Origin of the sequence: Prochlorococcus marinus XMU1412 (assembly GCF_017696315.1) — a bacterium.
GTDB classification, from domain to species: domain Bacteria; phylum Cyanobacteriota; class Cyanobacteriia; order PCC-6307; family Cyanobiaceae; genus Prochlorococcus_A; species Prochlorococcus_A marinus_AF.
The window spans coordinates 574,988-596,025 of record NZ_JAAORJ010000002.1 but is presented as its reverse complement, the minus strand read 5'-3'; the positions used below and the strand labels follow the sequence as shown (position 1 = coordinate 596,025).

26 protein-coding genes, 1 tRNA gene and 1 pseudogene are annotated in these 21,038 nt (G+C 30.9%); 15 read left to right on the top strand and 13 right to left on the bottom strand.

Features of this window, described 5'->3' with window-relative positions; genetic code table 11:
* Positions 1 to 74, bottom strand: a tRNA-Pro gene (locus HA152_RS06270).
* A 213-nt stretch (positions 75 to 287) separates the two neighbouring features.
* Here HA152_RS06270 and HA152_RS06265 point away from each other — a divergent pair.
* From HA152_RS06265 to HA152_RS06245, 5 genes are all read left to right on the top strand, one after another.
* Positions 288 to 1,625 carry a hypothetical protein gene (locus HA152_RS06265; RefSeq protein WP_209110591.1) on the top strand — a complete coding sequence of 446 codons (1,338 nt, stop codon included), beginning with the start codon at positions 288 to 290 and terminating at the stop codon, positions 1,623 to 1,625.
* A 111-nt stretch (positions 1,626 to 1,736) separates the two neighbouring features.
* Positions 1,737 to 2,075, top strand: coding sequence for a DUF3303 domain-containing protein (locus HA152_RS06260; RefSeq protein WP_032515361.1), 339 nt, complete (start codon positions 1,737 to 1,739; stop codon positions 2,073 to 2,075).
* Between the two features lie 664 nt (positions 2,076 to 2,739).
* Positions 2,740 to 2,877, top strand: coding sequence for a hypothetical protein (locus tag HA152_RS06255; RefSeq protein WP_011863181.1), 138 nt, complete (start codon positions 2,740 to 2,742; stop codon positions 2,875 to 2,877).
* Positions 2,819 to 3,523 carry a HupE/UreJ family protein gene (locus HA152_RS06250; protein WP_209110590.1) on the top strand — a complete coding sequence of 235 codons (705 nt, stop codon included), beginning with the start codon at positions 2,819 to 2,821 and terminating at the stop codon, positions 3,521 to 3,523. Before HA152_RS06255 ends, HA152_RS06250 begins: the two co-directional genes overlap by 59 nt.
* A gap of 395 nt (positions 3,524 to 3,918) precedes the next feature.
* On the top strand, positions 3,919 to 5,172 hold the full coding sequence (locus HA152_RS06245; protein WP_209110589.1) for an integrase: 1,254 nt from the start codon (positions 3,919 to 3,921) through the stop codon (positions 5,170 to 5,172).
* Positions 5,173 to 5,214: 42 nt separating this feature from the next.
* Here HA152_RS06245 and arsB read toward each other — a convergent pair whose 3' ends face one another.
* Positions 5,215 to 6,225, bottom strand: a complete 1,011-nt coding sequence (arsB, locus tag HA152_RS06240; RefSeq protein WP_209110587.1) for an ACR3 family arsenite efflux transporter — start codon at positions 6,223 to 6,225, stop codon at positions 5,215 to 5,217.
* A gap of 99 nt (positions 6,226 to 6,324) precedes the next feature.
* Here arsB and HA152_RS06235 point away from each other — a divergent pair, with 99 nt between their 5' ends.
* Entirely contained in the window at positions 6,325 to 6,726 is a 402-nt protein-coding gene (locus tag HA152_RS06235) for an OsmC family protein (protein WP_209110585.1), read from the top strand.
* On the opposite strand, the gene HA152_RS06230 is transcribed toward HA152_RS06235, so the two are convergent.
* Together HA152_RS06230 and HA152_RS06225 are read right to left on the bottom strand one after the other, a co-directional pair.
* Entirely contained in the window at positions 6,716 to 7,321 is a 606-nt protein-coding gene (locus tag HA152_RS06230) for an HD domain-containing protein (RefSeq protein WP_209110583.1), read from the bottom strand. The genes HA152_RS06235 and HA152_RS06230 overlap by 11 nt on opposite strands.
* Positions 7,318 to 8,043 (bottom strand): phytanoyl-CoA dioxygenase family protein, encoded by a 726-nt coding sequence (locus HA152_RS06225; RefSeq protein ID WP_209110581.1) that lies wholly within the window; start codon positions 8,041 to 8,043, stop codon positions 7,318 to 7,320. The genes HA152_RS06230 and HA152_RS06225 overlap by 4 nt, the downstream gene beginning before the upstream one ends.
* Positions 8,044 to 8,127: 84 nt before the next feature.
* Between HA152_RS06225 and HA152_RS06220 the strand changes: the two genes are divergently transcribed.
* Complete coding sequence (locus HA152_RS06220; protein ID WP_209110579.1) at positions 8,128 to 8,553, top strand: GNAT family N-acetyltransferase; 426 nt, start codon at positions 8,128 to 8,130, stop codon at positions 8,551 to 8,553.
* On the opposite strand, the gene HA152_RS06215 is transcribed toward HA152_RS06220, so the two are convergent.
* The 4 genes from HA152_RS06215 to phnC are packed head-to-tail and all read right to left on the bottom strand — an operon-like array spanning position 8,534 to position 12,033.
* Positions 8,534 to 9,490: a phosphonate dehydrogenase gene (locus HA152_RS06215; protein WP_209110577.1), complete on the bottom strand. Its 957-nt coding sequence runs from the start codon at positions 9,488 to 9,490 to the stop codon at positions 8,534 to 8,536. The genes HA152_RS06220 and HA152_RS06215 overlap by 20 nt on opposite strands.
* 10 nt (positions 9,491 to 9,500) lie before the next feature.
* Positions 9,501 to 10,298, bottom strand: coding sequence for a phosphonate ABC transporter, permease protein PhnE (gene phnE / locus HA152_RS06210; RefSeq protein WP_209110575.1), 798 nt, complete (start codon positions 10,296 to 10,298; stop codon positions 9,501 to 9,503).
* Between the two features lie 38 nt (positions 10,299 to 10,336).
* Complete coding sequence (gene phnD / locus HA152_RS06205; protein ID WP_209110573.1) at positions 10,337 to 11,215, bottom strand: phosphate/phosphite/phosphonate ABC transporter substrate-binding protein; 879 nt, start codon at positions 11,213 to 11,215, stop codon at positions 10,337 to 10,339.
* 32 nt (positions 11,216 to 11,247) lie between these two features.
* Positions 11,248 to 12,033, bottom strand: coding sequence for a phosphonate ABC transporter ATP-binding protein (gene phnC / locus HA152_RS06200; protein ID WP_209110571.1), 786 nt, complete (start codon positions 12,031 to 12,033; stop codon positions 11,248 to 11,250).
* Positions 12,034 to 12,431: 398 nt separating this feature from the next.
* On the opposite strand from phnC, the gene HA152_RS06195 reads away from it, so the two are divergent.
* Positions 12,432 to 12,737, top strand: coding sequence for a DUF3764 family protein (locus HA152_RS06195; protein WP_209110569.1), 306 nt, complete (start codon positions 12,432 to 12,434; stop codon positions 12,735 to 12,737).
* A gap of 3 nt (positions 12,738 to 12,740) precedes the next feature.
* On the top strand, positions 12,741 to 12,989 hold the full coding sequence (locus HA152_RS06190) for a hypothetical protein (RefSeq protein WP_209110568.1): 249 nt from the start codon (positions 12,741 to 12,743) through the stop codon (positions 12,987 to 12,989).
* A 16-nt stretch (positions 12,990 to 13,005) separates the two neighbouring features.
* Here the strand turns inward: HA152_RS06190 and HA152_RS06185 are convergent, their stop codons facing one another.
* Positions 13,006 to 13,176 carry a hypothetical protein gene (locus tag HA152_RS06185; RefSeq protein WP_011863196.1) on the bottom strand — a complete coding sequence of 57 codons (171 nt, stop codon included), beginning with the start codon at positions 13,174 to 13,176 and terminating at the stop codon, positions 13,006 to 13,008.
* A 152-nt stretch (positions 13,177 to 13,328) separates the two neighbouring features.
* Positions 13,329 to 13,583: a poly-A polymerase gene (locus HA152_RS06180; RefSeq protein ID WP_209134636.1), complete on the bottom strand. Its 255-nt coding sequence runs from the start codon at positions 13,581 to 13,583 to the stop codon at positions 13,329 to 13,331.
* A 217-nt stretch (positions 13,584 to 13,800) separates the two neighbouring features.
* Here HA152_RS06180 and HA152_RS06175 point away from each other — a divergent pair, with 217 nt between their 5' ends.
* From HA152_RS06175 to HA152_RS06155, 5 genes are all read left to right on the top strand, one after another.
* A complete protein-coding gene (locus HA152_RS06175; RefSeq protein WP_209110566.1) occupies positions 13,801 to 13,953 on the top strand; it encodes a hypothetical protein in 153 nt (50 codons plus the stop codon).
* A gap of 7 nt (positions 13,954 to 13,960) precedes the next feature.
* Positions 13,961 to 14,299 carry a hypothetical protein gene (locus tag HA152_RS06170; protein ID WP_209110565.1) on the top strand — a complete coding sequence of 113 codons (339 nt, stop codon included), beginning with the start codon at positions 13,961 to 13,963 and terminating at the stop codon, positions 14,297 to 14,299.
* 97 nt (positions 14,300 to 14,396) lie between these two features.
* A complete protein-coding gene (locus tag HA152_RS06165; RefSeq protein WP_209110564.1) occupies positions 14,397 to 14,564 on the top strand; it encodes a hypothetical protein in 168 nt (55 codons plus the stop codon).
* A gap of 214 nt (positions 14,565 to 14,778) precedes the next feature.
* Complete coding sequence (locus HA152_RS06160) at positions 14,779 to 15,507, top strand: response regulator transcription factor (RefSeq protein WP_209134634.1); 729 nt, start codon at positions 14,779 to 14,781, stop codon at positions 15,505 to 15,507.
* A 2-nt stretch (positions 15,508 to 15,509) separates the two neighbouring features.
* The gene (locus HA152_RS06155; RefSeq protein WP_245211216.1) at positions 15,510 to 16,661 is read left to right on the top strand and encodes a sensor histidine kinase; all 1,152 of its coding nucleotides are present in this window, start codon (positions 15,510 to 15,512) and stop codon (positions 16,659 to 16,661) included.
* A 68-nt stretch (positions 16,662 to 16,729) separates the two neighbouring features.
* On the opposite strand, the gene HA152_RS06150 is transcribed toward HA152_RS06155, so the two are convergent.
* Positions 16,730 to 18,091 (bottom strand): carbohydrate porin, encoded by a 1,362-nt coding sequence (locus HA152_RS06150; RefSeq protein ID WP_245211215.1) that lies wholly within the window; start codon positions 18,089 to 18,091, stop codon positions 16,730 to 16,732.
* 299 nt (positions 18,092 to 18,390) lie between these two features.
* On the opposite strand from HA152_RS06150, the gene pstS reads away from it, so the two are divergent.
* Entirely contained in the window at positions 18,391 to 19,362 is a 972-nt protein-coding gene (gene pstS, locus HA152_RS06145; protein ID WP_209134686.1) for a phosphate ABC transporter substrate-binding protein PstS, read from the top strand.
* A gap of 47 nt (positions 19,363 to 19,409) precedes the next feature.
* Here the strand turns inward: pstS and chrA are convergent, their stop codons facing one another.
* On the bottom strand, positions 19,410 to 20,636 hold the full coding sequence (gene chrA / locus HA152_RS06140; protein WP_209134630.1) for a chromate efflux transporter: 1,227 nt from the start codon (positions 20,634 to 20,636) through the stop codon (positions 19,410 to 19,412).
* A 30-nt stretch (positions 20,637 to 20,666) separates the two neighbouring features.
* A pseudogene (locus HA152_RS09985) lies at positions 20,667 to 21,038 on the bottom strand (organoarsenical effux MFS transporter ArsJ); the annotation flags it as partial.

The following is a 21,038-nucleotide window of genomic DNA, read 5'->3' as shown; positions in this document are numbered from 1 at the left end:
TCGGGGCGACAGGATTCGAACCTGCGACCTAGTGCTCCCAAAGCACCCGCGCTACCAAGCTGCGCCACGCCCCGCTAAACATCATTCTAATCTATGAGAGGGATGTTAGTAAACAAAGTCACAAAAAGAATTTTTGTAGTAATAACAAGCGTTTTACTTACTTAGATTATAATAGTGTCAATGGATTTAGTGCAATATCTAGTCAACCTTTGTTATAACCCGAAGACACTCTGCGGTTGCATTTTGCGTACAAATTGCGTACATTGTGCCTATGTGTACGCAAATTAATGCCCAAACTCAAAAATAATGAAGCATGGGTAAATGGCTTAAGAACAGCCATAAGATCTTCTACTGCAAAGGGTTGGACTGTTAGAGAACATAGAGGACTTGCAAGATTAGAGGTTAGAACTGGTAATGGGATGCGTTCTGCCCAATTAATGAAGAATAATATTCCTTTTTCTTATTCATCCCAGAATATGGGAGATATTATTACTCGTGTTAGGAATATCTATGTTGAGATGGCTAACAATGGCGGAGATTTTGATACTGCGGTTGCTGTATGCGCGGGTTTAGCTCCTAAATTAACTTATTCCCACGATTGGGTTGGTGCAAAGGATGACTTTGAAAAATATAAAAAAGAGATGGGAACTGGTATTGCTAATGGAACTTGGACTAAAGAGTATGAACCTGTAATCACTTACGCAGTTAACTTATTAAAAACCAAAGATGCTCCAATAAATGCAGATAAATTATTAGAAATTTGTGCAAAAAATGGAATTGAAAAGGTTACTGACTATATGAGAAGAAATAATATTGCACCAAAACCATTAACTTATGAACTTGGTGGTAGAGCTAGAGAACAAAGAGTGAGAAATCTTGCTTCTTTTTTAAAGTATTGCGTTACTAAGAAAAATTATCCTAGTGATTGGCTTCCACCTGATGACTTAAGAGAATACATTGGAAGACCTTCTAAAGAAGCTAAAAAAGCCAGAAACAAAAAAGCATCAATAGAAGATCAAGAGTTTATTAATTTAATAAATTCTCTACCAACAGAAACAGGGCAACCGCATCATATACTCGCTGCCAAAAAATGGGTCAATGCAATGAAGCTTTGTGCTGTTTTTGGTTTACGACCTATTGAATTAAGACACTTAGTTTATAAAAAGAGAAAAGATGAACTTTGGTGTATGTATGAAAAAAGATCGGGTCAGGGTGTAACAAAACCAAGAATATTAGAACCTCTTTATCTAGTAGATAATGATGGCAATGTTCATTATGAAGAAGTAGTCAGATTGTACAAAGCAGGTCTATTAGAACTTCCCTATCAATGTATGCCAGATTGCAAAACTGTTGAGGGTGTTGGAGATCAAATGGGTAAATGGTTAAAACAAAAAGCGGGTTGGATTTCTCTTAAAGCATTAATGGCCAAGCGGGGCGAAAGTCTTGGTTGTTATAGCTTTAGACATTCTTATTCCTTAAGAGGTCATCAATTAGGAATTGATGCGGGTAGTGTTGCTGATGCAATGGGGCATACATTAAGAACACATCTTGAGTCGTATGATTACGCAAAAACTACAACTACTAAAAAAGCATTTATAAAAGCTAGAGAACTTCAAGCGGTTTAATTATTGACAGTCGATCTAAAAAAATTCCTTTAGCAGAAATATTCATTTCAAGATCCTTAACTCAATACTAAATGCTATACCCTATAAAAGATTTATAGATTTATTAATCAAATGAATACTTATTTAGTAACTGCAACTTTTAAAAATGTTTCTCTTATGGGTGCAGCGTATGATCTTTTTTTAAAGGTTATTGAAGATGGAACTTTGAATGATGAGTTTGAAGGATTCAAAGTTTTGGGAAGGTATCATGCCTCTTACTCAAATAATGTTTATATTATTGTCCAAGCTTCAGCAGGCATAAAAATGACAGAACATTTTGCTCCTTGGAAAGTTAAGTTTGATATAGATTTTGATATCAAGCCAGTTATGACTGACGATGAAAAAGTTGCTGAGCACAAGCTTGTTGGCTCATTAATGGCAGCAGAACAGAAAATGGGATTCACAGGTTAATTATTTTTCAAAGATTTATTTTGCGTAAATTTTGCGTGAAGCAAAAATTTGAGTGAACTAGGTATTAGCTGAGACTTATTGCTGAAACTCATAGGGCTAAAAGATTCGAACCTGCGACCTAGTGCTCCCAAAGCACTTGTATGTAACTTTGAGAAAAATATAAGAATATAGATTATAACTAGAGTTATCTATTGTGTTGGAACGTTTCTGAGTCTCAAATTCATGCCTTGCTATCGCATGAATTCGCATGAGATCGTCACTTAGCTACCCCTCTAGCTACCCCTTTTACACCCGAGTGCCTTCTTGTAGTTATCACCCCAAAAAATAATTGATAGTCGCTATTGAATTCCAAGAAGAAAGAATTAATGCTTTGGAAGGTAAAAGAATTATTGATATAGAAGCTGAGTGAAGTTATCTTTTTAAATAATAATCATGAATGTGATTTTCATTATCAAAATATTATTTAAAAGGTTTGTTATTGTTTTGTTAAATAATATTCATGAACATGATTATCATTTTTAAATTTTGTTAAATAATATATTTCTTAATTAAATAAAAATGATAATCGTTTTTTAATTTAATTTTATAAAATGTATAAAAAATTATTACTAGCATTAATTTTTAGTCATATATTGTTTATATTTAGAAATAAATTTTCCAAATTATGGTTATTACTTTTACAAAACATTTAGTAACAGATACTTTGATTTTAAACGAGAAAGAAGTTTGTCCAGGTTGTGGTTGTGTTTGTCCTTGCGAATGTACAGATTGTGAAGAATGTTCACCATGCAAAGATCATTAATTTAAATAGAAAAATGAATTCTAAAAATTTTTTTCATAAGAACTTAAAAGTCTCTTTAATAATCTTCCCTGTATATTTGTTTTTTATTAGTATCTATAATCCAGTATTTGCTCATCATCCATTTGGTATGGGTGAGAGTTCCACATTAACTTCCTGGCAGGGATTTATCAGTGGTATTGGTCATCCCTTATTAGGTCCAGACCATCTCCTTTTTATTTTGGCAATAAGTCTTATTGGATTGAGATTCCCAAAAAAATGGATATTACCTTTATTAGGTTTTGGTTTAATTGGAAGTGCTATTGCGCAAATTTTGTCATTGCCAGAATTTATGATTCCCTACGCAGAAGCATTAGTATCTTTAAGCTTAGTTTTAGAAAGTTTGATAATTTTGGGCTATTTACCTAGCTCATTACTTTTACCCATGATCTCTTTGCATGGTTACTTGATAGGAGGTGCAATTATTGGTGCTGAGCAAAGTCCTCTATTAAGTTACTTTTTAGGAATATTTATAGGGCAAGGATCTTTGCTCTTAATAGTCCTATACTTATCAGAGCATATTGGAAAAATTTTAAAGAATAAAAATTTGGTTTCGGGAATTTTAATCGGTATTGGAGCAGCCTTTTCATGGGTCGCACTTATTGATTAAGCACTTATTGATTAATAAGTGTTCTAAAATTTTTGGGGAACAACCTAATTGATGGAATTGTCAATAAAAGGCACTAGATAAGTAAGTGACGACCGCAACAACTGTATCCTAGCTACCCCTCTAGCTACCTTTTCTTAATGTGAGACAACAAATAATAAAAAAGCGAGTTGAGAGACTCGCTAGTATGACTTGATTTTTTAGAGTCGGGGCGACAGGATTCGAACCTGCGACCTAGTGCTCCCAAAGCACTATGACTCTTCTAGTGAGACAAAGGGATCTAAGCTATAACTGAAGTCATACTCTGCATAAGACTGCACGAGACTGCACACTTTTGCCTTACTCAGTTGAAAATCCACGGAAATCCGTGGACAATAGGTAGAGCACTCGGTCATTAAATGCCACAATCAAACAATTGGGTAAAAACATTAAGAAGGGCAATAAAGGAATCTATTGGATCTGGTTGGACAGTAGAAAATGATAGAGGGAATATGCGTTTAATATATGGAACTAAGACAACTGGAAGAAAATCTATAAACCTTCCTTACTTATGGGAAGAGAATCAAATGATTGAAGCATTGAAGTTTATAGAAGAAGGAGCAAACACTTATTTAGAAAATAATGGAAAGATCCTTTTAAAGACCGCTTTTAAATATGCAAGAAACTCTTCTTCGGAAGTCAAACTTGATTGGGAAGGGGCTTTTGTTAGATATAGAAAAGAAAGATCAGATATTAAAGAAAACACTTGGAATAAAAAGCATCTTCCTGTTTTAGAGGGAGTTATGTTCTATATGAATAGAGCAAATCATAGACCGCAAAATGCTAGAGCTTTATATAAAAAGGTAATTAATGAATATAAGCATGGACAATACAATCAATTAGTTGGTTGGCCACCTGACAAGGCAACAATAAGAAGGCATATGAGATTAGCTTTTAATAGTTTTTTAGATTATTGCTGCAACTATGAAGATTTCCCTTCTTATTGGAGACCAAATTATGGAAATTTCAAAGATAATAATGAAGAAAAAAATATAGCTAAAAAGAAAGATATTGGTTATCCATTAACAGATGCCCAGATTGGAAGATTAGTAGATAACTTTATTGACCAACCACAAGCCCAAAGATGGAAGTTTGCTGCTCAACTTTGTTCAGTTTATGGATTAAGACCAGAAGAACTTAATCATCTGGTTCTCAGAAATAACAAGACAGAACTTTGGTGTATATACCAAAAAGTAAATTCTAATTTTAAAGAAAGACAACTATTGCCTTTATTGGTTAGAGATGTAGATGGAGAACCTTTTGATTGGAACTACAACTTAGTGCAAAGGTTGGCAGCGGGAGAAGAACTGCCAAAAATTCCTCTAGGTAATGGCGGTCAAAACTTTGGAGAATATCTTAGGAGGAAGAGCATTAGAAAGACTTGGTTGTCTATTTGTGCAGAAGCAGAAGCAGAAGGACAAAAGTGCAAACCATATTCCTTCCGTCATAGATACGCATATGTTGCTCACACTAGACCTATGGAAGATGGAACAATGCGAGCACCTAAACAAATTGCTGATGCAATGGGGCATGATCTACAAACACACCTAGAAAGTTACGCTAGATTTATGACCAAAGATCTTAAAAAGGCTTTTGATTTGGCAGAAGTATGAGCACTTATTTAGAAGAAAGAATTCAATGGTATGAAGAAAATATTACTTTATAAATAATATTTTGGAAGACTTAGAAATATTTACTAAATAAAGCATCAAAGGAACTTCTACTAGTACCCCAACTATAGTGGCTAAAGCAGCTCCTGAATTAATCCCAAAAAGAGTTATCGATACAGCTACTGCAAGTTCAAAAAAGTTTGAAGCTGCTATCATCGATCCTGGACAGGAAATAGAATACTTTTGCCTAAAAAACTTCATTGAAAAAGCAGTTAAATAAAAAATAAAAAGAGTCTGTATTATTAATGGAATTGAAATTAAGATTATATGAATAGGATTTTGTAATATAGATTTTGATTGAACAAAGAATAATAAAAAGACTGTAAGAATTAAAAAAAACAACGAATAACTTTTACTTTTATTCAAAATACTTTTTATTCTTTTTTCGCTATAGATTTTATTTTTTAAAAATATTGCTAGAAAAAGTGGTACCAAAATAAAGATTATTACAGAACCGAAAACAGTATCTAACGGGATATCTATACTGTTAAATCCTAAAAGAATTTTTGACAATAATGGAAAGGCTAAAATTAATATTAGATCATTAATAGCTACTTGGATTAAAGTAAATAAAGGATCGCCTTTAACAAGATTACTCCAGACAAAAACCATTGCTGTACATGGCGCTATTCCTAATAGAATCATTCCAGAAACATATTCTTTAGCAAGTACAGGATCTATAAAATTACCATATAAAAAATATAAAAAAGAGGCTGCAATGATGGCCATTGAAACTGGTTTTATTAACCAATTAATAAAAAGGACAATAGAAAATCCTTTAATCTTATATTTCAAATTTATTATTGACTTGAAATCTATTGATAACATCATTGGGAAAATCATTCCCCAGATAAGAATTGCTATTGGAAGATTTATTCTTGAGAGCTCTAATCCGCCTATAAATTGAGATAAATTAGGAAATAAATAACCGGATAAAGATCCAATACACATTGCTAAGAAAACCCAAATACTTAGATATCTATCAGAAAATTGCATTTAAAATTTTTTAATCAATTATTAAATTTAGCAAAATTTTTTGGCCTTAATCTTAACTTAATTTACCCATAATAAGCTCTTAAAAATAGCTATTTTTATATGTCAATTAAGGCGAAATATGTAGGTGAATTTCGGAGTGAAATTATCTTCGAAAATCAATTAAAAATAAAAACAAATTCGAATAGAAATTTACATGATTCTTGCGAACAGACTAAACCCTCAAATCTATTGTCTGCATCTTTAGCTTCTTGTATTTCAACAACTCTTGGAATAATTCTAGAAAAGAATAATATTGAATCAAAAAGTTTTTATGTTGATATTATCTCTAAAAGTGATGTTCAAAATAATAAAATTTCAACCTTGCATTGTAAAATATGCCTTCCACTTATTAAGAAATTAAAAATAAAGAACTTTATAAAAGAAAAAATTGAATCATCATTCATAAGCAATTCTCTTAAAGAATCTATAAATATAAGCTATGAATATATTTTTAATAGATAGCTAATCTTTCGGCAACAATCATTTCTTTATAAGTATCTAATTCTTCAACTTCTTTAAGAGAAACCTTTCCTCTATCATCCCATTTTCTTAATCGAACTGCATCTTTGAAGTATTTATTATTTTCTAGTTCATTAATCTCTTCTTTATTTAAAGCACCACCTTGTACCTTAAAACTATTTTTAGATGCTTTAGATAAACTTTCATAATAAGAATTATCGATTGAGCATAAATATCTTTTTGCTACAACGTGTAAGCGAATACTTTCTGTAATTTCTTCAGAGAAAAAATCTTTTAAAAAATTTGAAGCAATATTTTCATGGTTAAGATCTTTTTTTAAGAAATCATTTTTTGAGTCATTTTCATCTATTAGAAGATGACCTATATCGTGTAACAAAGAAGCAATTACTATATGCCTTCTGCCATCTTCAGTGCGAGCGAGTGAAGCTGTTTGGAGACTATGTTGTAATTGAGTGACTGATTCATCATAATTAGTTTTTCCTTCCTCCTTAATAAAGTCAAATAATAAATCTACAAATTCATTGTTATCAGAATTTTGTAATTTGTTTTTGAAGTTTTTAATAGTTTTGTATTTCATTTAATTGCTTCTCCTTCAAAGTGACCTATTAAACTTACATATCCATCTTTAAGAGAGTTCTTTTTAAAGTCATAATAATCTTTTCTTAAATCGCCTTCAGTTTTAGCATTATAAGTTACATAGAGCGCTCTTCTTGGACGACTAGATTTATTTGTTGAACTTCTGTGAGGAACAAAAGAATCAAAAAATACTGCGCCTCCTTTTTTAAGAGGTATCTTCTCCCAAACAAATTTTTCTGCGGTTAGTGAATCTATACACCCCTTTTCATCAATATTTATTATGCCCTCATTATTTCTACCTCTTGCAAATTCCAAACATCCATTATTTATATCAGAGTCATCTATAGCTAATAGCATTGTTATGTGTTTTTTCCCAAAAGGATAAGCAGGAGCATCTTGATGAGGTGCATATCCAGCTCCCCCTGGGTATTTATAATTTATTTTTTCCTTGAATAATATTGGTTCATCATCAAATAGCATAGTTAAATAATCTTTTATTGATGAACTTAAAAGAAATTCCCTAAAAGATGTATGCGAGCTTACAAAGTTTTCTGTTCTTGAAAGCACTTTACCATTAACTGTTTTTTCATAATGATGGTTAACCTCTTTAGAGTCGTTAAGTTCACTAATCCATTTTTCAATTGCCTCTAAATCAACTTGATTTATTAGGTTCTCATTAACTATAAATCCGTCATTATCGAATTTTAATTTTATATTGTTCAAAACTGATTCCACCTCAATACAAGTCTTAACAAGATATTAAACATTTATGATTAAGATAAATTTAAGAAGAAAAGATAATTAAGAATGCCAATTTCAATTAGAAAAATATATTCTAATCAAACTATTGATATAAGGCATGAAGCTATTTGGCCAGATAAAAAAAGAGAATTTTGTATTCTTGAAGATGATAAAAATGGTACACATTTTGGTTTATATAAACAAGAGGAATTAATATCAATAATTTCACTTTACATTAGAGAAAGTAAAGCAAGAATTAGAAAAATGGCCACAAAACCTGCTTATCAAAACAAAGGATTTGGGTCTAAATTAATTTGTCATTCAATTTCTTATTTAGAAAAAAAAAAAATAAATTATATTTATTTATTTTCTAGAAAAAAAGCCCAAATGTTTTATGAAAAATTCGGTTTTTTATCTGAAGGTGATTATTTCAAAAAAGAAAATATCTCTTATATAAAAATGTATAAAACTATTAATGATATAAAAAGTTGATAATATTTTGAGCAGCTTCTAATTCAATAAAAAGTCTAACTTCATCAACTGCTGAGCCAAGATGAGGAGTAAAAAAAGTCTTATCTTTTAAATTTAATAATTCCTGATTAATTTTTTTTGGTCGATCTTTTATCGATAAATCTTCAAATTCAAAGACATCTGAAGCATATCCTCCTATGTGCCCAGAATTAATTGCTTGTGCAATTGCACTCTCATCTACTACAGAACCTCTTGAAGTATTAATAAGTAAACAATTTTTTTTTATTTTTAAAATATTTTCAAAGTTAATAAAATGGTAAGTATCGTTTTTTAAAGGTAAAAGAATAACCAAATAATCAGCCTTCTCAAAAAGATCATTTAATTCCAGATATTTGGTGTTTAGTTGTTGTTCATCTATTGAATCTAATTTTTGTAAATCATGATAAAAAAGTTTTACATTAAAACCTTTAATCTTCCTAGCTACTTCAACCCCTAATTTACCCATACCTAGAAGACAAACATTTTTCCCTTCAATTCCATTTGAGAAGAATTTTGGTTCCCAACCTTTAAACTTTTCAGATCTAACATATTCATCACCTATTAGTAGATTTCTTGATAAACCAATAAGAAGTCCCAATGTTAACTCTGCTGTAGGGGAAGCAAGTAAATCTGGGATCATTGTAAATTTTATATTTCTTTTTATGCACTCTTCCAAATCAATATTGTCAAATCCTCTTAGTGCTCCAGAGATGATCTCTAAATTTTTTGAATTATCTAAAAAGTTCTTATCAATTCTATCTGGCATAAATACCATCACACCATTTGCATCTTTACATAAGAACTTTAATTTTTCATAAGTTAGAGGTTTATCATTTTGGTTACTAATTACTTCAAAATTTTTTTCTAATAACTCAATAACTTCAGTATGAACTTTATTGGAAATAACAACTTTCTTCATTTAATGAGAATTATTCAGATACTGATTTCCTGAGATAGTTACTCATGCTATCTAATACAGTTACTACGACTAAAACTACTATTAATAAAGCTGATACTTGAGCATAATCCATTATCCTCAAAGCACTTATGATCTCTAAACCTATACCACCAGCCCCTACAGCACCCACAACCATTGAAGCTCTAAAGTTGTATTCCCATCTATAAAAAGTAACATCAGCCATAGCAGGAAAAACTTGAGGAAGAATGCTATGCACAATAACTTGTAGATCACTTGCGCCAGAAGCTCTAGCTGCTTCTATAGGTTCCTTGTCACAAAGCTCAATAGCTTCAGCATAAAATTTACCTAACATTCCAACAGAATGAAGACCTAATGCCAATGTCCCCGGTAGAGCACCAAAGCCAATCATTGCAACTAGAATAATTCCTAAAATTAATTCAGGAACAGCTCTTGTGACGTTTAAAATTAGTGTTGCTAAGTTGTAAACAATTGGATTTATAGTTGTATTTCTTGCAGCAAAAAAACATAGAAGTAAAGATAAAAAAACAGAAATCGAAGTTCCTGCGATACTCATTGCCAAAGAGTCTATTAAAGGTTTAAACCAAGTTCCAGCTCTTGAGAAATCAGGAGGAAACATTTCCGGCAGTAATTTTAAAACTGCCGGAATACCTGTACTTATCCTTTCAAAATCGAAAAGACCTATAACTGCTAAAGAAGAAAATACAAATATCAAAATTATGAGAACCCTGAAAAATTGTTTTTTCCAAGTCCTCCTTTCGACCTCTAAAATTCTTTTGAATTTATCCATTTAATAATTTTTTTATTTGTATTTGTAAAGTGATTTTTTTACTTAACAAACTTAGAAAGATCAAGACCTAGAAGTTTGCCTGCTTTTCTAATACCGTCATAATCACTATCAGTTATAGATGCGAAACCATCAGCGTTAAAAGGTTTAAGGACTTTGTCACTATCTAGATCTAAGAAAGTAACTCTTATTTTTTCTTTTAATTCAGGAGATAAAGTTGAACGCATTGTCCATGGATATTGAGGAATAGGAGAAGATTGAGCAATAGTTGTTACTTTAGAAGGGTCAATAACTCCTTTCTTCTTTAGGGATTTAAGAATCGGACATGCCATTCCTCCTGCTTGAGCATTTCCATTTTGAACTGCTAAGGCAACAGCATCATGTGATCCTAGAAAAACTCCTTGAAAATCCTTGCCTTTAGTAAGTCCATTTTCAGCAAGAGTTAACTCAGGGAATAATCTACTAGAGGTTGAAGCTGGATCTCCAAGAGCAAAAGTAGTACCTTTGATATCATCAAAACTAGTAACACCTTTTTTAGTGTTTCCAATTATGCAGGAATTATAAGTCTTAGTTCCTCCTTTAATCCTTGCTGCAAAAGGTTCAATATCACTTACTGCTTTAGCTAAAACATAAGATAAAGGTCCAAAGTAAGCTAAATCCAACCTATCGTTTCTAGCTGCTTCAATCATTGAAGAATAATCAGTAGTAACAACTAACTCTATTTCCTTATCAAAGGCTTCAGTTAAGTAATCTTTTAGACCTTGATTATCTTGGATAACGGTTGCAGCATTTTCATCAGGAATTAATGCAACAATTAACTTATCAGGATCAGCACTTGGTCCAGCATTTTTCGTAGAGCATGCCGAAGTAAGCGCCACAAGAGAAATAGTAAAAACGCTTAAAAGAGATTTAAGTTTCATTTTTTTGTTTAAGTTTTTTTAATGAAGTGGTTTTAAACCATTACCACTTCATTTGAGGTAAAATTTGCTTCTTCTGCTATTGGTGAAGATGAATAAATATTTTTTAAAATCTCGTCTGAAAGTTGATCTGATTTACCATTAAAAACTATTTTCCCATGACTTAAGCCAATAATTCTATCTCCATATTCTTTAGCAAAATCAACTTGGTGAAGACTAGTTAATGCGGATATATTATCTTTCTTACAAATATCTTTCAGCATCGATAAAACTTGATGGGAAGTTTTTGGGTCAAGACTAGCTATTGGTTCATCTGCCAAAATCAACGAAGGATTTTGAGCTAAAGCTCTAGCAATTCCTACTCTTTGTTGTTGTCCTCCGCTTAATTCTTTTACTTTTACAAGCGCTTTATCTAAGAGGCTAACTCTATCTATGCAATCGAGAGCAAGTTCTTGATCAAATTTTGGAAGAGGTAAAATACTTCTAAATAGTGAATGAAATCCAAGTCGACCAGTTAAAACATTTTGGAAAACAGTATTTCTCTCAATCAACTGATGTTGTTGAAATATCATCCCAGTTTTTTTTCTTAAATTCTGAAGATCTTTTTTATTTCTTATTTTTCCTAAATCAAAAAAATCTAACTCTCCTGAAGTTAATGGATTCAATTGATTTATTGTTCTTAGTAAAGTTGATTTACCTGCCCCAGAAGATCCAAGAAGGACTACAAATTCACCTTTGTAAATATCTAAGTTTATAGATTTTAAAGCTAGGCTCTCTCCATATTTGACATTAATATTTTTTAAGGAGAGCTTATTATTCACTAAGATTTAATCAATTAAACCTATTTAAAACTGATTTGATTATCTTTTTTTTAACTTAAAATTAATAAAAGGTTAAGCGAATTAAAATGTTTGTTTAAATTGTAAAAGCTATTACTTTTTCTTTTTTTTGAAATGAGTCAGATATAAATTTGTAAAATTTGCAATGACTAATAAGATAAGTAAGAAAGTATTTAGCTCCATATTTTTGTAAGTTTTATTAAATTGATAGCATTGACACTTACCCTTTTCAATAGGAATGTTTATTTAAGAATGTTAAAAATATTAGAAAAAAGGTTGGCTTAAATTTGAAAAAACATCTGTTTTAATTCCATTTAAAGATAATTAACTAAACCTTAATTAAACAGATTTATTTTAATTAAACAAACAATATCTTTATTATGTCTTGTTCCATAACCTCAGTTTTTACTTTTAAAATTGAAAGCACTTTCGATGAATGGGCCGCGATATTTGACAGTGCGGAAGCTGAAAAAAGACATTCTGAATTTCTCATTAAGCCACTTTTTAGAGGAGTAAGTAAGGAAGATCCTCAAAAAGTTATTGTTATTCATCAAGCTCCAGAAGGTAATGTTCAAAAGTTTGTGGAAGCTAATGGTGACTGGATGGCAACGCATAGAGTTGACCTTTCAACAATGGAAGAATCATCTTGGACTTCTTCAGCAACATCGGAAAGTTGTTGTGATTAACAAATGAAAAGACTACTATTCCCACTACTAGCTCTCTCAACTATTTTCCTTGCGAGTTGTACTAGTAACTCAAACGAAATAGGTACTCAAAAGGTTTCTGAAACCCAAAGGCAGAGAGAAGTTTGTCTAGATTGGTATGGCTACAGAATTGATACCAAGAAAGCAATTAATGATTTAAATCTAAAAATTGAAACCGAATCAGAATTAATGGCTTACTGCGATTTCTTCAAGAATGTAGCTGATACAAAATAGATTTTTACAAAAGAATTTATTTTTTGGTGTCTTGCGATCTCATTTCTTTTTGTGCTTCCCTAATTCTTTCTTCAAAGACTGATCTTCTATATGGAGTAACTTCTCCATTTTTAGTTGCCAAGATTTGGGCTTCATAAAGCCTCTTGGCTCTTGTAATTTTTTCTCTTATTTGAGAGAGCTCATTCATGATCTTATGCAGTTAATGAGAATCCCGTTCCCTATTCTCATTTCATGCGTCCAAATAAATTGGATGAACGTAGAAGTAAGCTAACATTAAAAAAAGAAGGTCGGATTTAAGATCTATTTAAAAAATCTTTAAAAGTAGTTTTTAATAAAATTTTAAATAGAAATTTTATCTAGAGGTAAAATATTCTGGGCCTTAATTGAGTCATAATGAATTTCATTCTCTGTATCTTTATACAATCTTCTTGATTGTGGTGATTTAAGGGCGTTATTGTAATTTTCAATAAATTCCGAATCATCCAAAATAGATTTATTTTCTCTTTTAAAACTTTCTTTATAAGAATATTTGATATGCCCTATTTCTTGGACTTGATTTGAGTTTTTGGGAGAAGGTGAATTTTTTATAATCATTTATTATTTTTTTTATATGATTGTCTTCAATATTCAAGGCGTAAAAATATAGAAGACTTATATAACTTAAGATTATTGGATTAAGAAGTTATTAAGTAAAAAATAAATTTGTTTAAAAAATTTCTAAATTTTGAAATTAAATATTTTTTCTAATAGTCAAAAGTTTATTTAATAAGAATTTAATTAAAAGTTAACAATAGAGACCTAAAAGATAAACATGAACAAAAATCAACTTGTTAATTTCATTACTTTTTCAATTCTTGAAAGTAAAAGAGTTGAAGACAGATTATGTAGAAAAGAAATTTATAGCTATCTTACCCAACTAAATAAAAAACAATTAAAAGCAATTACAAGTGAATTTATCCTCTAAAAAAACTATGAAAAAGCTATTAATTCTTACTATCCTTTTAATTTCTTCTTGTAGTACTAAAGATGAACTATCCATTACTGATGAAAATAAATTATTTTCTGTAACTAAAGAAACTGCAGTTCTTGTTTGTGGAGGTAAATCCAGAATAATTGAAAGTAAAAATGAAGAAATAATCAAAGTAGAAATCAAGGATTCTTCGAGTACTGAAAAAGAAAAATTTGTTCAATTTACTCTTGTTGAGACAGATAGAAAAGGCGGAAAATATAGAATTGTTAATTGTTATCCAAATAAAGATCCGAAAAAATCGGTAATTAAAACAATCAAGACTAATTACAAGTTAAATTAGTCTTAGGTTAACTAGATCAAATGAAAATATTTAAATGAGATTTAAAGCTGCTTTAAACTAAATAATCTATAAAAAAAGAGTAGAAATAATTTTTATTATGCATCCAAGCAAAGTAGTCAAAGATCCAAAAATCAACGATACTTTTTACGATCCAGATGTTGATAAGCTTTATCAATATGTAAAAATTGGTGACTTTCCGCCAGAATGGGTAGTGACAAATATAGATGAAGATGACGATTATTATTACGCTTCGATGGGATATTAGTTTTAATATCTATTATTAAATTCAATAAATTTGTCTCTTTAAAATTTTGTGTGAGGAAGATTAAAGAGACAATCTAAATATAGATAAAAGGGTTTAAGGGAAAATTAAAAAGCTAATAAGATCAAATAAAAAATAAGCATTGAATGTAAAGTAAATATGAAATAATTACATCAAATAAATTTGATTATATAAAATTAATTTGTTGGGTTTTCGAATGACTATTAAAGATCATAAAAGTTTGCAGGGCTCAAAAATTCTTCTTGTAGAGGATGATAAGAGTATTAGGTTGACAGTTAGCGAATCATTGAAAGGCGAAGGTTTCCAAGTTTTAACTTTTAAAGACGGTTTAAGTGCTTCAGCTTTTATTGGCGATAATACTAAAAATGATGTTGACCTTATAATTCTCGATTTAATGTTGCCAGGGTTAAATGGATTAGAGTTATGTAGAAAAATAAGAAATGAAGAAAATTATACGCCCATATTAATTTTGAGTGCCAAAGATAATGAATCAGACCGGGTTCTTGGATTAGAGGTTGGTGCTGATGATTATTTAACAAAACCTTTTGGTTTAAATGAATTAATTGCCAGATCAAGAGCATTAATAAGAAGATCTAAACGTAATAAAAAATATTTAGAAAAAACGCAATCTATTATCGAGTTCAATCATATAAAAATGTTTTTAGAAGAATGCAGAGTAACTTCTTTTGATAGGGAAATAACTTTATCTCCAAAAGAATTTAAATTATTAGAGTTATTTATGAAAAGTCCAAAAAGAGTATGGTCAAGGGATTTAATTCTGGAAAAAATATGGGAAATTGACTTTATTGGTGATACTAAAACAGTAGATGTTCATGTTAGATGGCTTAGAGAGAAATTAGAAGAAGATCCTTCAGCGCCAAAACTTCTGAAAACTGTAAGAGGTTTTGGATATAAGTTTGGATGAGAATGAAAACATTACAACAGGTATTAACTTTCTTTTATGAGAAATGGAAAACCAAGGTTAAAGGATTTTCAAAAAATAATAACAATATTGAACTAACTAAAAATAAGAACCAACAAATTTTTGATTTTCCATTTGATAAAGTTAAACCACAGCAACTTTTATCTTGGTTAGATTATTCATCTCAAGGGTGGATGATTTTGTCATCTGATCTAACAATAAAATTTATCAATCAGAAAGCTTTATCTCTAATTAAGTTTATTAAATATAAAGATGTTATTGGAAAAGCAATTAATGATATTAATGAGCTAGACGTAGTAAGAAATAAAATTCTATATTCAAGAAAAAAAGATTTCCCAATTAGTCTAGATTGCACTATTTCGGGTGAACCCATTTCTGTAAATATTGTTAGAGCAAGGAAAAAAAATTATTTAATATTGTTGGAGAGTAAATTATCAATTGAATCCATAAGAAAAAGACAGAATCAATTAATCAATGATGTGTCTCATGAACTGAAAACACCTCTTACATCTCTTATTTTAATAGGCGAAAGACTGGAAGCATTAGTATCAAAGAAAGATAGATATCTTGTTAAAAGACTTAAGAAAGAATCTAAAAGATTAAGAAAAATGGTCGAAGAAACTTTAGAACTTTCTAAGTTAGAAAGTAACGACACTTTTCAAGAAAATAAAAAAGTATCTATTTCAGATTTAGTTATGGAATCTTGGCAAACCTTAAAACCACTTGCAGAAAAAAAAGATGTAAAAATAAATTTACTGATACCAACAAAATATTTTATATCTGGAGATATTGAAAATTTAAAAAGAGCTTTTATAAATATTTTGGATAATGCTATTCGTTATTCCCCAGCTAATGAAGAAATTCAAATTGAAATTTTTAAAAGAGATAGCTCTGTTGTTATAAGAGTTAGAGATAAAGGTATTGGATTAGAAGAAAATGAATTTAATGATATTTTTTTTCGTTTTTATAGAGGTGATCCATCAAGGACTAAATTCAAGAAAAGTGGCAGTGGTTTAGGTCTTTCAATAACAAAAAAAATAATTAATAATAATAAAGGTTTTATAAAGGGCTTTAATCATAAAGATGGTGGAGCGATTATTGAAACTATCTTTCCGTGTCTCGATAAAGATTTATAGGATGGGAAGAAAAAAGGGCTCCATTATGGAACCCAATGTTTTTACTCTTCTAGGAATTTTTTAAAAAATTAGAATGAGAAAGATACGAATGCCCCAGCTCCAGTAGTGTTATCTGAACCTGCTATTTCAGAAACGTAAACAAAAGGTGTAACACTCATACTATCGTTGATTGGATATTCGTAAGAAAGATCATAGGCATAAACGTCTGTAGTACTATCCTTCATTTGTCCATTAGTTCCAACGTTGGCACTTAATTTCCCTTCGCCTAGGCCACTACTGATTCCAAAAGCCCACTGAGTTGTGTCTTCCCCTGTACCTTCTGGAGTACCGAATTCAAATCCACCACTAATGGTAGCTGGTAATCCTTCAGGACTGTAATAAGCAGTTAAACCGTAGTAGCTGGCAGTGTCTTTATCAGAGTAAGCTGCTGTGAAGCCGTATGCATCTGTCTCATAACCAACAGCTAAGCCATAGGCGTCAGAACTTTGTTCAGTGAACAAACCAGTACCATCTCCACCAGATGCACCAATTCCAAGTTCCCAACCATCTCCAAATCCAGTTGCAGCGCTAAATGAAACATCTCCAGATAAGTCTACAGAGTTTGCAGCACCACAATCTCCTAAATTATCAACCATGTTATTCATGGAACAAGCATTAGGCCAAGTCTTGGATGCATCCATAGAATCACCAACTGCTATCGTCCATGCGCCTACTGGGAATGTGTAGTTGACGTCATTAACCGTAAGGACGTTATCTTCACTTTCTCCCCAGTCTAAACCAGTCTTGTCAGCACCTACATTTGTTAGACCATTTCCTGTTACGATTCCGATGTTTAATTTATCATCACCTGTGAAACTTGAATTGAGGTCAATTCCTAAGGAATATTCAAACTGAACTGTATCATTGTTGTTGGCCCCAGTTTTGCCACTCGCTGAATCAGTTGCACCTATTAGGAACCCTACTGAACCACTCATAGTAGTAGTTTCTGAGAAACTGCCTGCTTCAATTCCATTAATGCGAGCTTCAAGACCATCCACTCTCCCTTTCATAATTGCCAACTCAGAACCAAGCTCATCACTAAGTCGATTTAGTGCAGCTCCGTTCATTAAGCCTTCACCACCTGCAATTAGATTGTTTAATTCAGCAGCAGCTTCTAGACGAGAGACTGATTTTCCATTAAATTTTGGACTATTTGTAAGATCCTTTAATGAATCGTAAGCCCAATCTCCTGGGATTAAAGTATCTGATTTGAAGTTATCTAAAGATACTAAATTGTTAGATCTAGAATAATCACTAAGATCAGATGTCTTGACCTCAGCAGCATTTACTGCAAATCCTGAAGCAATTGAAATGATTGCATTAGCAGCAACTAATTTTTGAAAAAGTTTCATAAACCTCAACACGTAAGATGGATATTGATCCAAACTCATATGAACGAATTCAGGTTAAGAAACGGATAAGAAATAAAGTCAAAAGGGAAATTTAAAAAGAACTTAAACTGCTTTTAAAGTAAATGTAAAAATTTTTAATTTTTCTCGTGGAAAAGTTAAAAATTAATCTAATTTTATTTTTAAATATTTTAAAAACCAAACGAAAAAAGCTCTAATCAAGATTTAGTTTAAGAGAGGGTTAAGAACTAATTAATTAAAAGATAAACTTTAAATTGAAGAGTATTTATGTTCGTATTAAGTGCTATAAATATGTTGTCTTTCATTAATTTATGAAATCAATGAACATAGCTAAGAAAGCTTTGGTCTTTACTTCTGTAGTTGCCATTGCAGCTGGCACAAGTGTTTCGGCAAAAACAAGATTAAGTGGTGCTGGAGCATCATTTCCTGCCAAAATTTATACTCGATGGTTTTTTGATCTAGCAAAATCTGGCGGCCCAAGAGTTAATTATCAAGCTGTCGGCTCTGGTTCTGGAAGAAAAGCATTTATTGATCAGACTGTAAACTTTGGTGCTTCTGATGATCCCATGAAAGATAAAGATATAGCAAAAGTTACTAGAGGACTAGTACAGATACCTATGGTTGGAGGTACTATTGCATTTGGTTATAACTATGATTGTGATTTAAAACTTTCCCAGGAGAAAGCAGTACAAGTTGCTATGGGAATGATTAAAGATTGGAAAGAATTAGGTTGTAAATCAGGGAAATTGACTTGGACTCATCGCTCTGATGGATCAGGTACAACTAAAGCTTTTACAAACTCTATGGAAGCTTTTTCAAAAACCTGGACATTAGGCACAGGTAAGTCTGTAAAATGGCCTGCAGGTGTTGGAGCAAAGGGTAATTCTGGTGTTGCAGGTGTTATTCAAAACACTCCTGGCGCAATTGGTTATGTTAACCAGTCTTATATAAAAGGTAATGTTAAAGCCGCTGCACTTCAGAATCTTTCTGGAGAATATGTAAAGCCTACAGTTGAGGCAGGAGCTAAAGCTCTCAATGGTATTACTTTAGATGAAAATCTTGCTGGTAAAAATCCTAATCCAACTGCAAAAGGAGCATACCCTATAGCTTCATTAACATGGATACTTGCTTATGAAGAGGGTAATGGTAGAAACACTAAAGCTATCAAACAAGCCTTTAATACATTGTTAAGTGATGAGTATCAAGATAAAGCTCCATCACTTGGATTTGTCCCCTTAAAAGGAGATATTCTTGAGAAGTCAAGAGCTGCTGTAAAAAGAATCGGTAAATAAACCGTAAGACAATATTTAAAAGGAGGAATTTATTTCCTCCTTTTTTTTTATGCAAACAAATATTTTGACAAGCCTAATATTAAAGAAAAAAGAATGAGTATGTATGTTGGAACTATTTTTAAAAAAGATAATAGTGTGGAGATTAAAACTATAAAAATAGAGCTAATTAAAAAGAATTTTGATGAAAAACTATCTTCAATTAAATTAAATCCAGAGAAAATAACTGCTCCAGGAATTGTATTTATCACTCCTTCGATAAAGTAATTAATCGAATTAATTCTGTTTTTTATAAAGCCTTTTCCAAAAACAAAAATCAATAAAAAACTTGGTAAAAAAATTGCAAAAGTTGATATAAATGAATACTTTAAAGCTTCATTTATTCCTCCGATCGAAAACCCTGCTTTATATCCAATAAAACTTGTAATTAATAAGACAGGCCCAGGCGTTATTTGGCTAATCATTATTCCATCTATAAATTCATTATTTGTTAACCATCCCTGCGAGATAACATAATCACTCATAAGAGGAATGATTACTAATCCACCTCCAAAAATAAAAAGTCCCGATTTAAAGAAGAAAAAAAACAGATTAAGGTAATCTACTAAAAACTTTGAGTTTATAGACTCTCTTAAAAAATTATAAAACTTTGATATATCTAAAAAGACCAAACTAATCAAAAATGAGGTTGTTGAAAATATAGATAAAGGGACCAAGCTATAAAAAATATTTTTGAATTTCTTTAAAAATATATTTATCAATCCTGCAATACTAAGAATTGTTATGAGTGGAAATTGAATACTATTAGATTTAGCAAATATAAGTAGAAATAATATTGAGCTGGAGAATAATATTCGATCAAACTTTAATCTTTTTTTTAATAGAACTAATGAGAATGAAAAAATTATTCCTGCAATAATAGGCGGATTAAAATAAATTAAATCTGTTAAGAATTTTGATCCAGAACCAATTTGCCAAAAAAAACTAAGAGCTAATACCGAAATGAATCCTGGGATAATGAAACTTATACCTGATATCAACCCACCAAGATAACCATTTATTTTAAGACCTATATATATTGCTAATTGAGTAGATATTGGTCCTGGAAGTATTTGACATAATCCAATACCTTTTTCAAAAGATTGAGTTGATATCAATTTTTTATTATTTATAAGTTCATCTTCGAATAAGGAAATATGAGCATAGGGTCCTCCAAAACTTAAAATACCAATTTTTAGGAAAGTTTTTGCGAGTTCAATTAAGGATATTTTTGCCATTAAAATATTCTAATTCCTAAAAATTAGTCTTTATGGAGCTGATAGGATTTGTTTGAACGAGGGTAATTTAAGACTGGAAATCCAAGATAAGAAAATTAAAAGTGATGAAAAATAAAGACAATATTGAAGACCAACACTTGCATTTCTCCCAATCATAAATAATAAGCCAGAGAGTAATGTACCAATTAGTCTTCCAGCAGCATTTGCCATGTAATAGAAGCCAACATTTAAACTGACTTTTTCATTATCAGAGTAGGCCAAAATCATATAAGAATGTGTAGATGAATTCATTGCAAAAACAAATCCAAAAATAGAAAGTCCTAAAATTATTGCTATTGATGGAGAACTTTCTCTCCATAATGCGATTCCTATTAAAGATGGTATGACCATTAATACAGCACT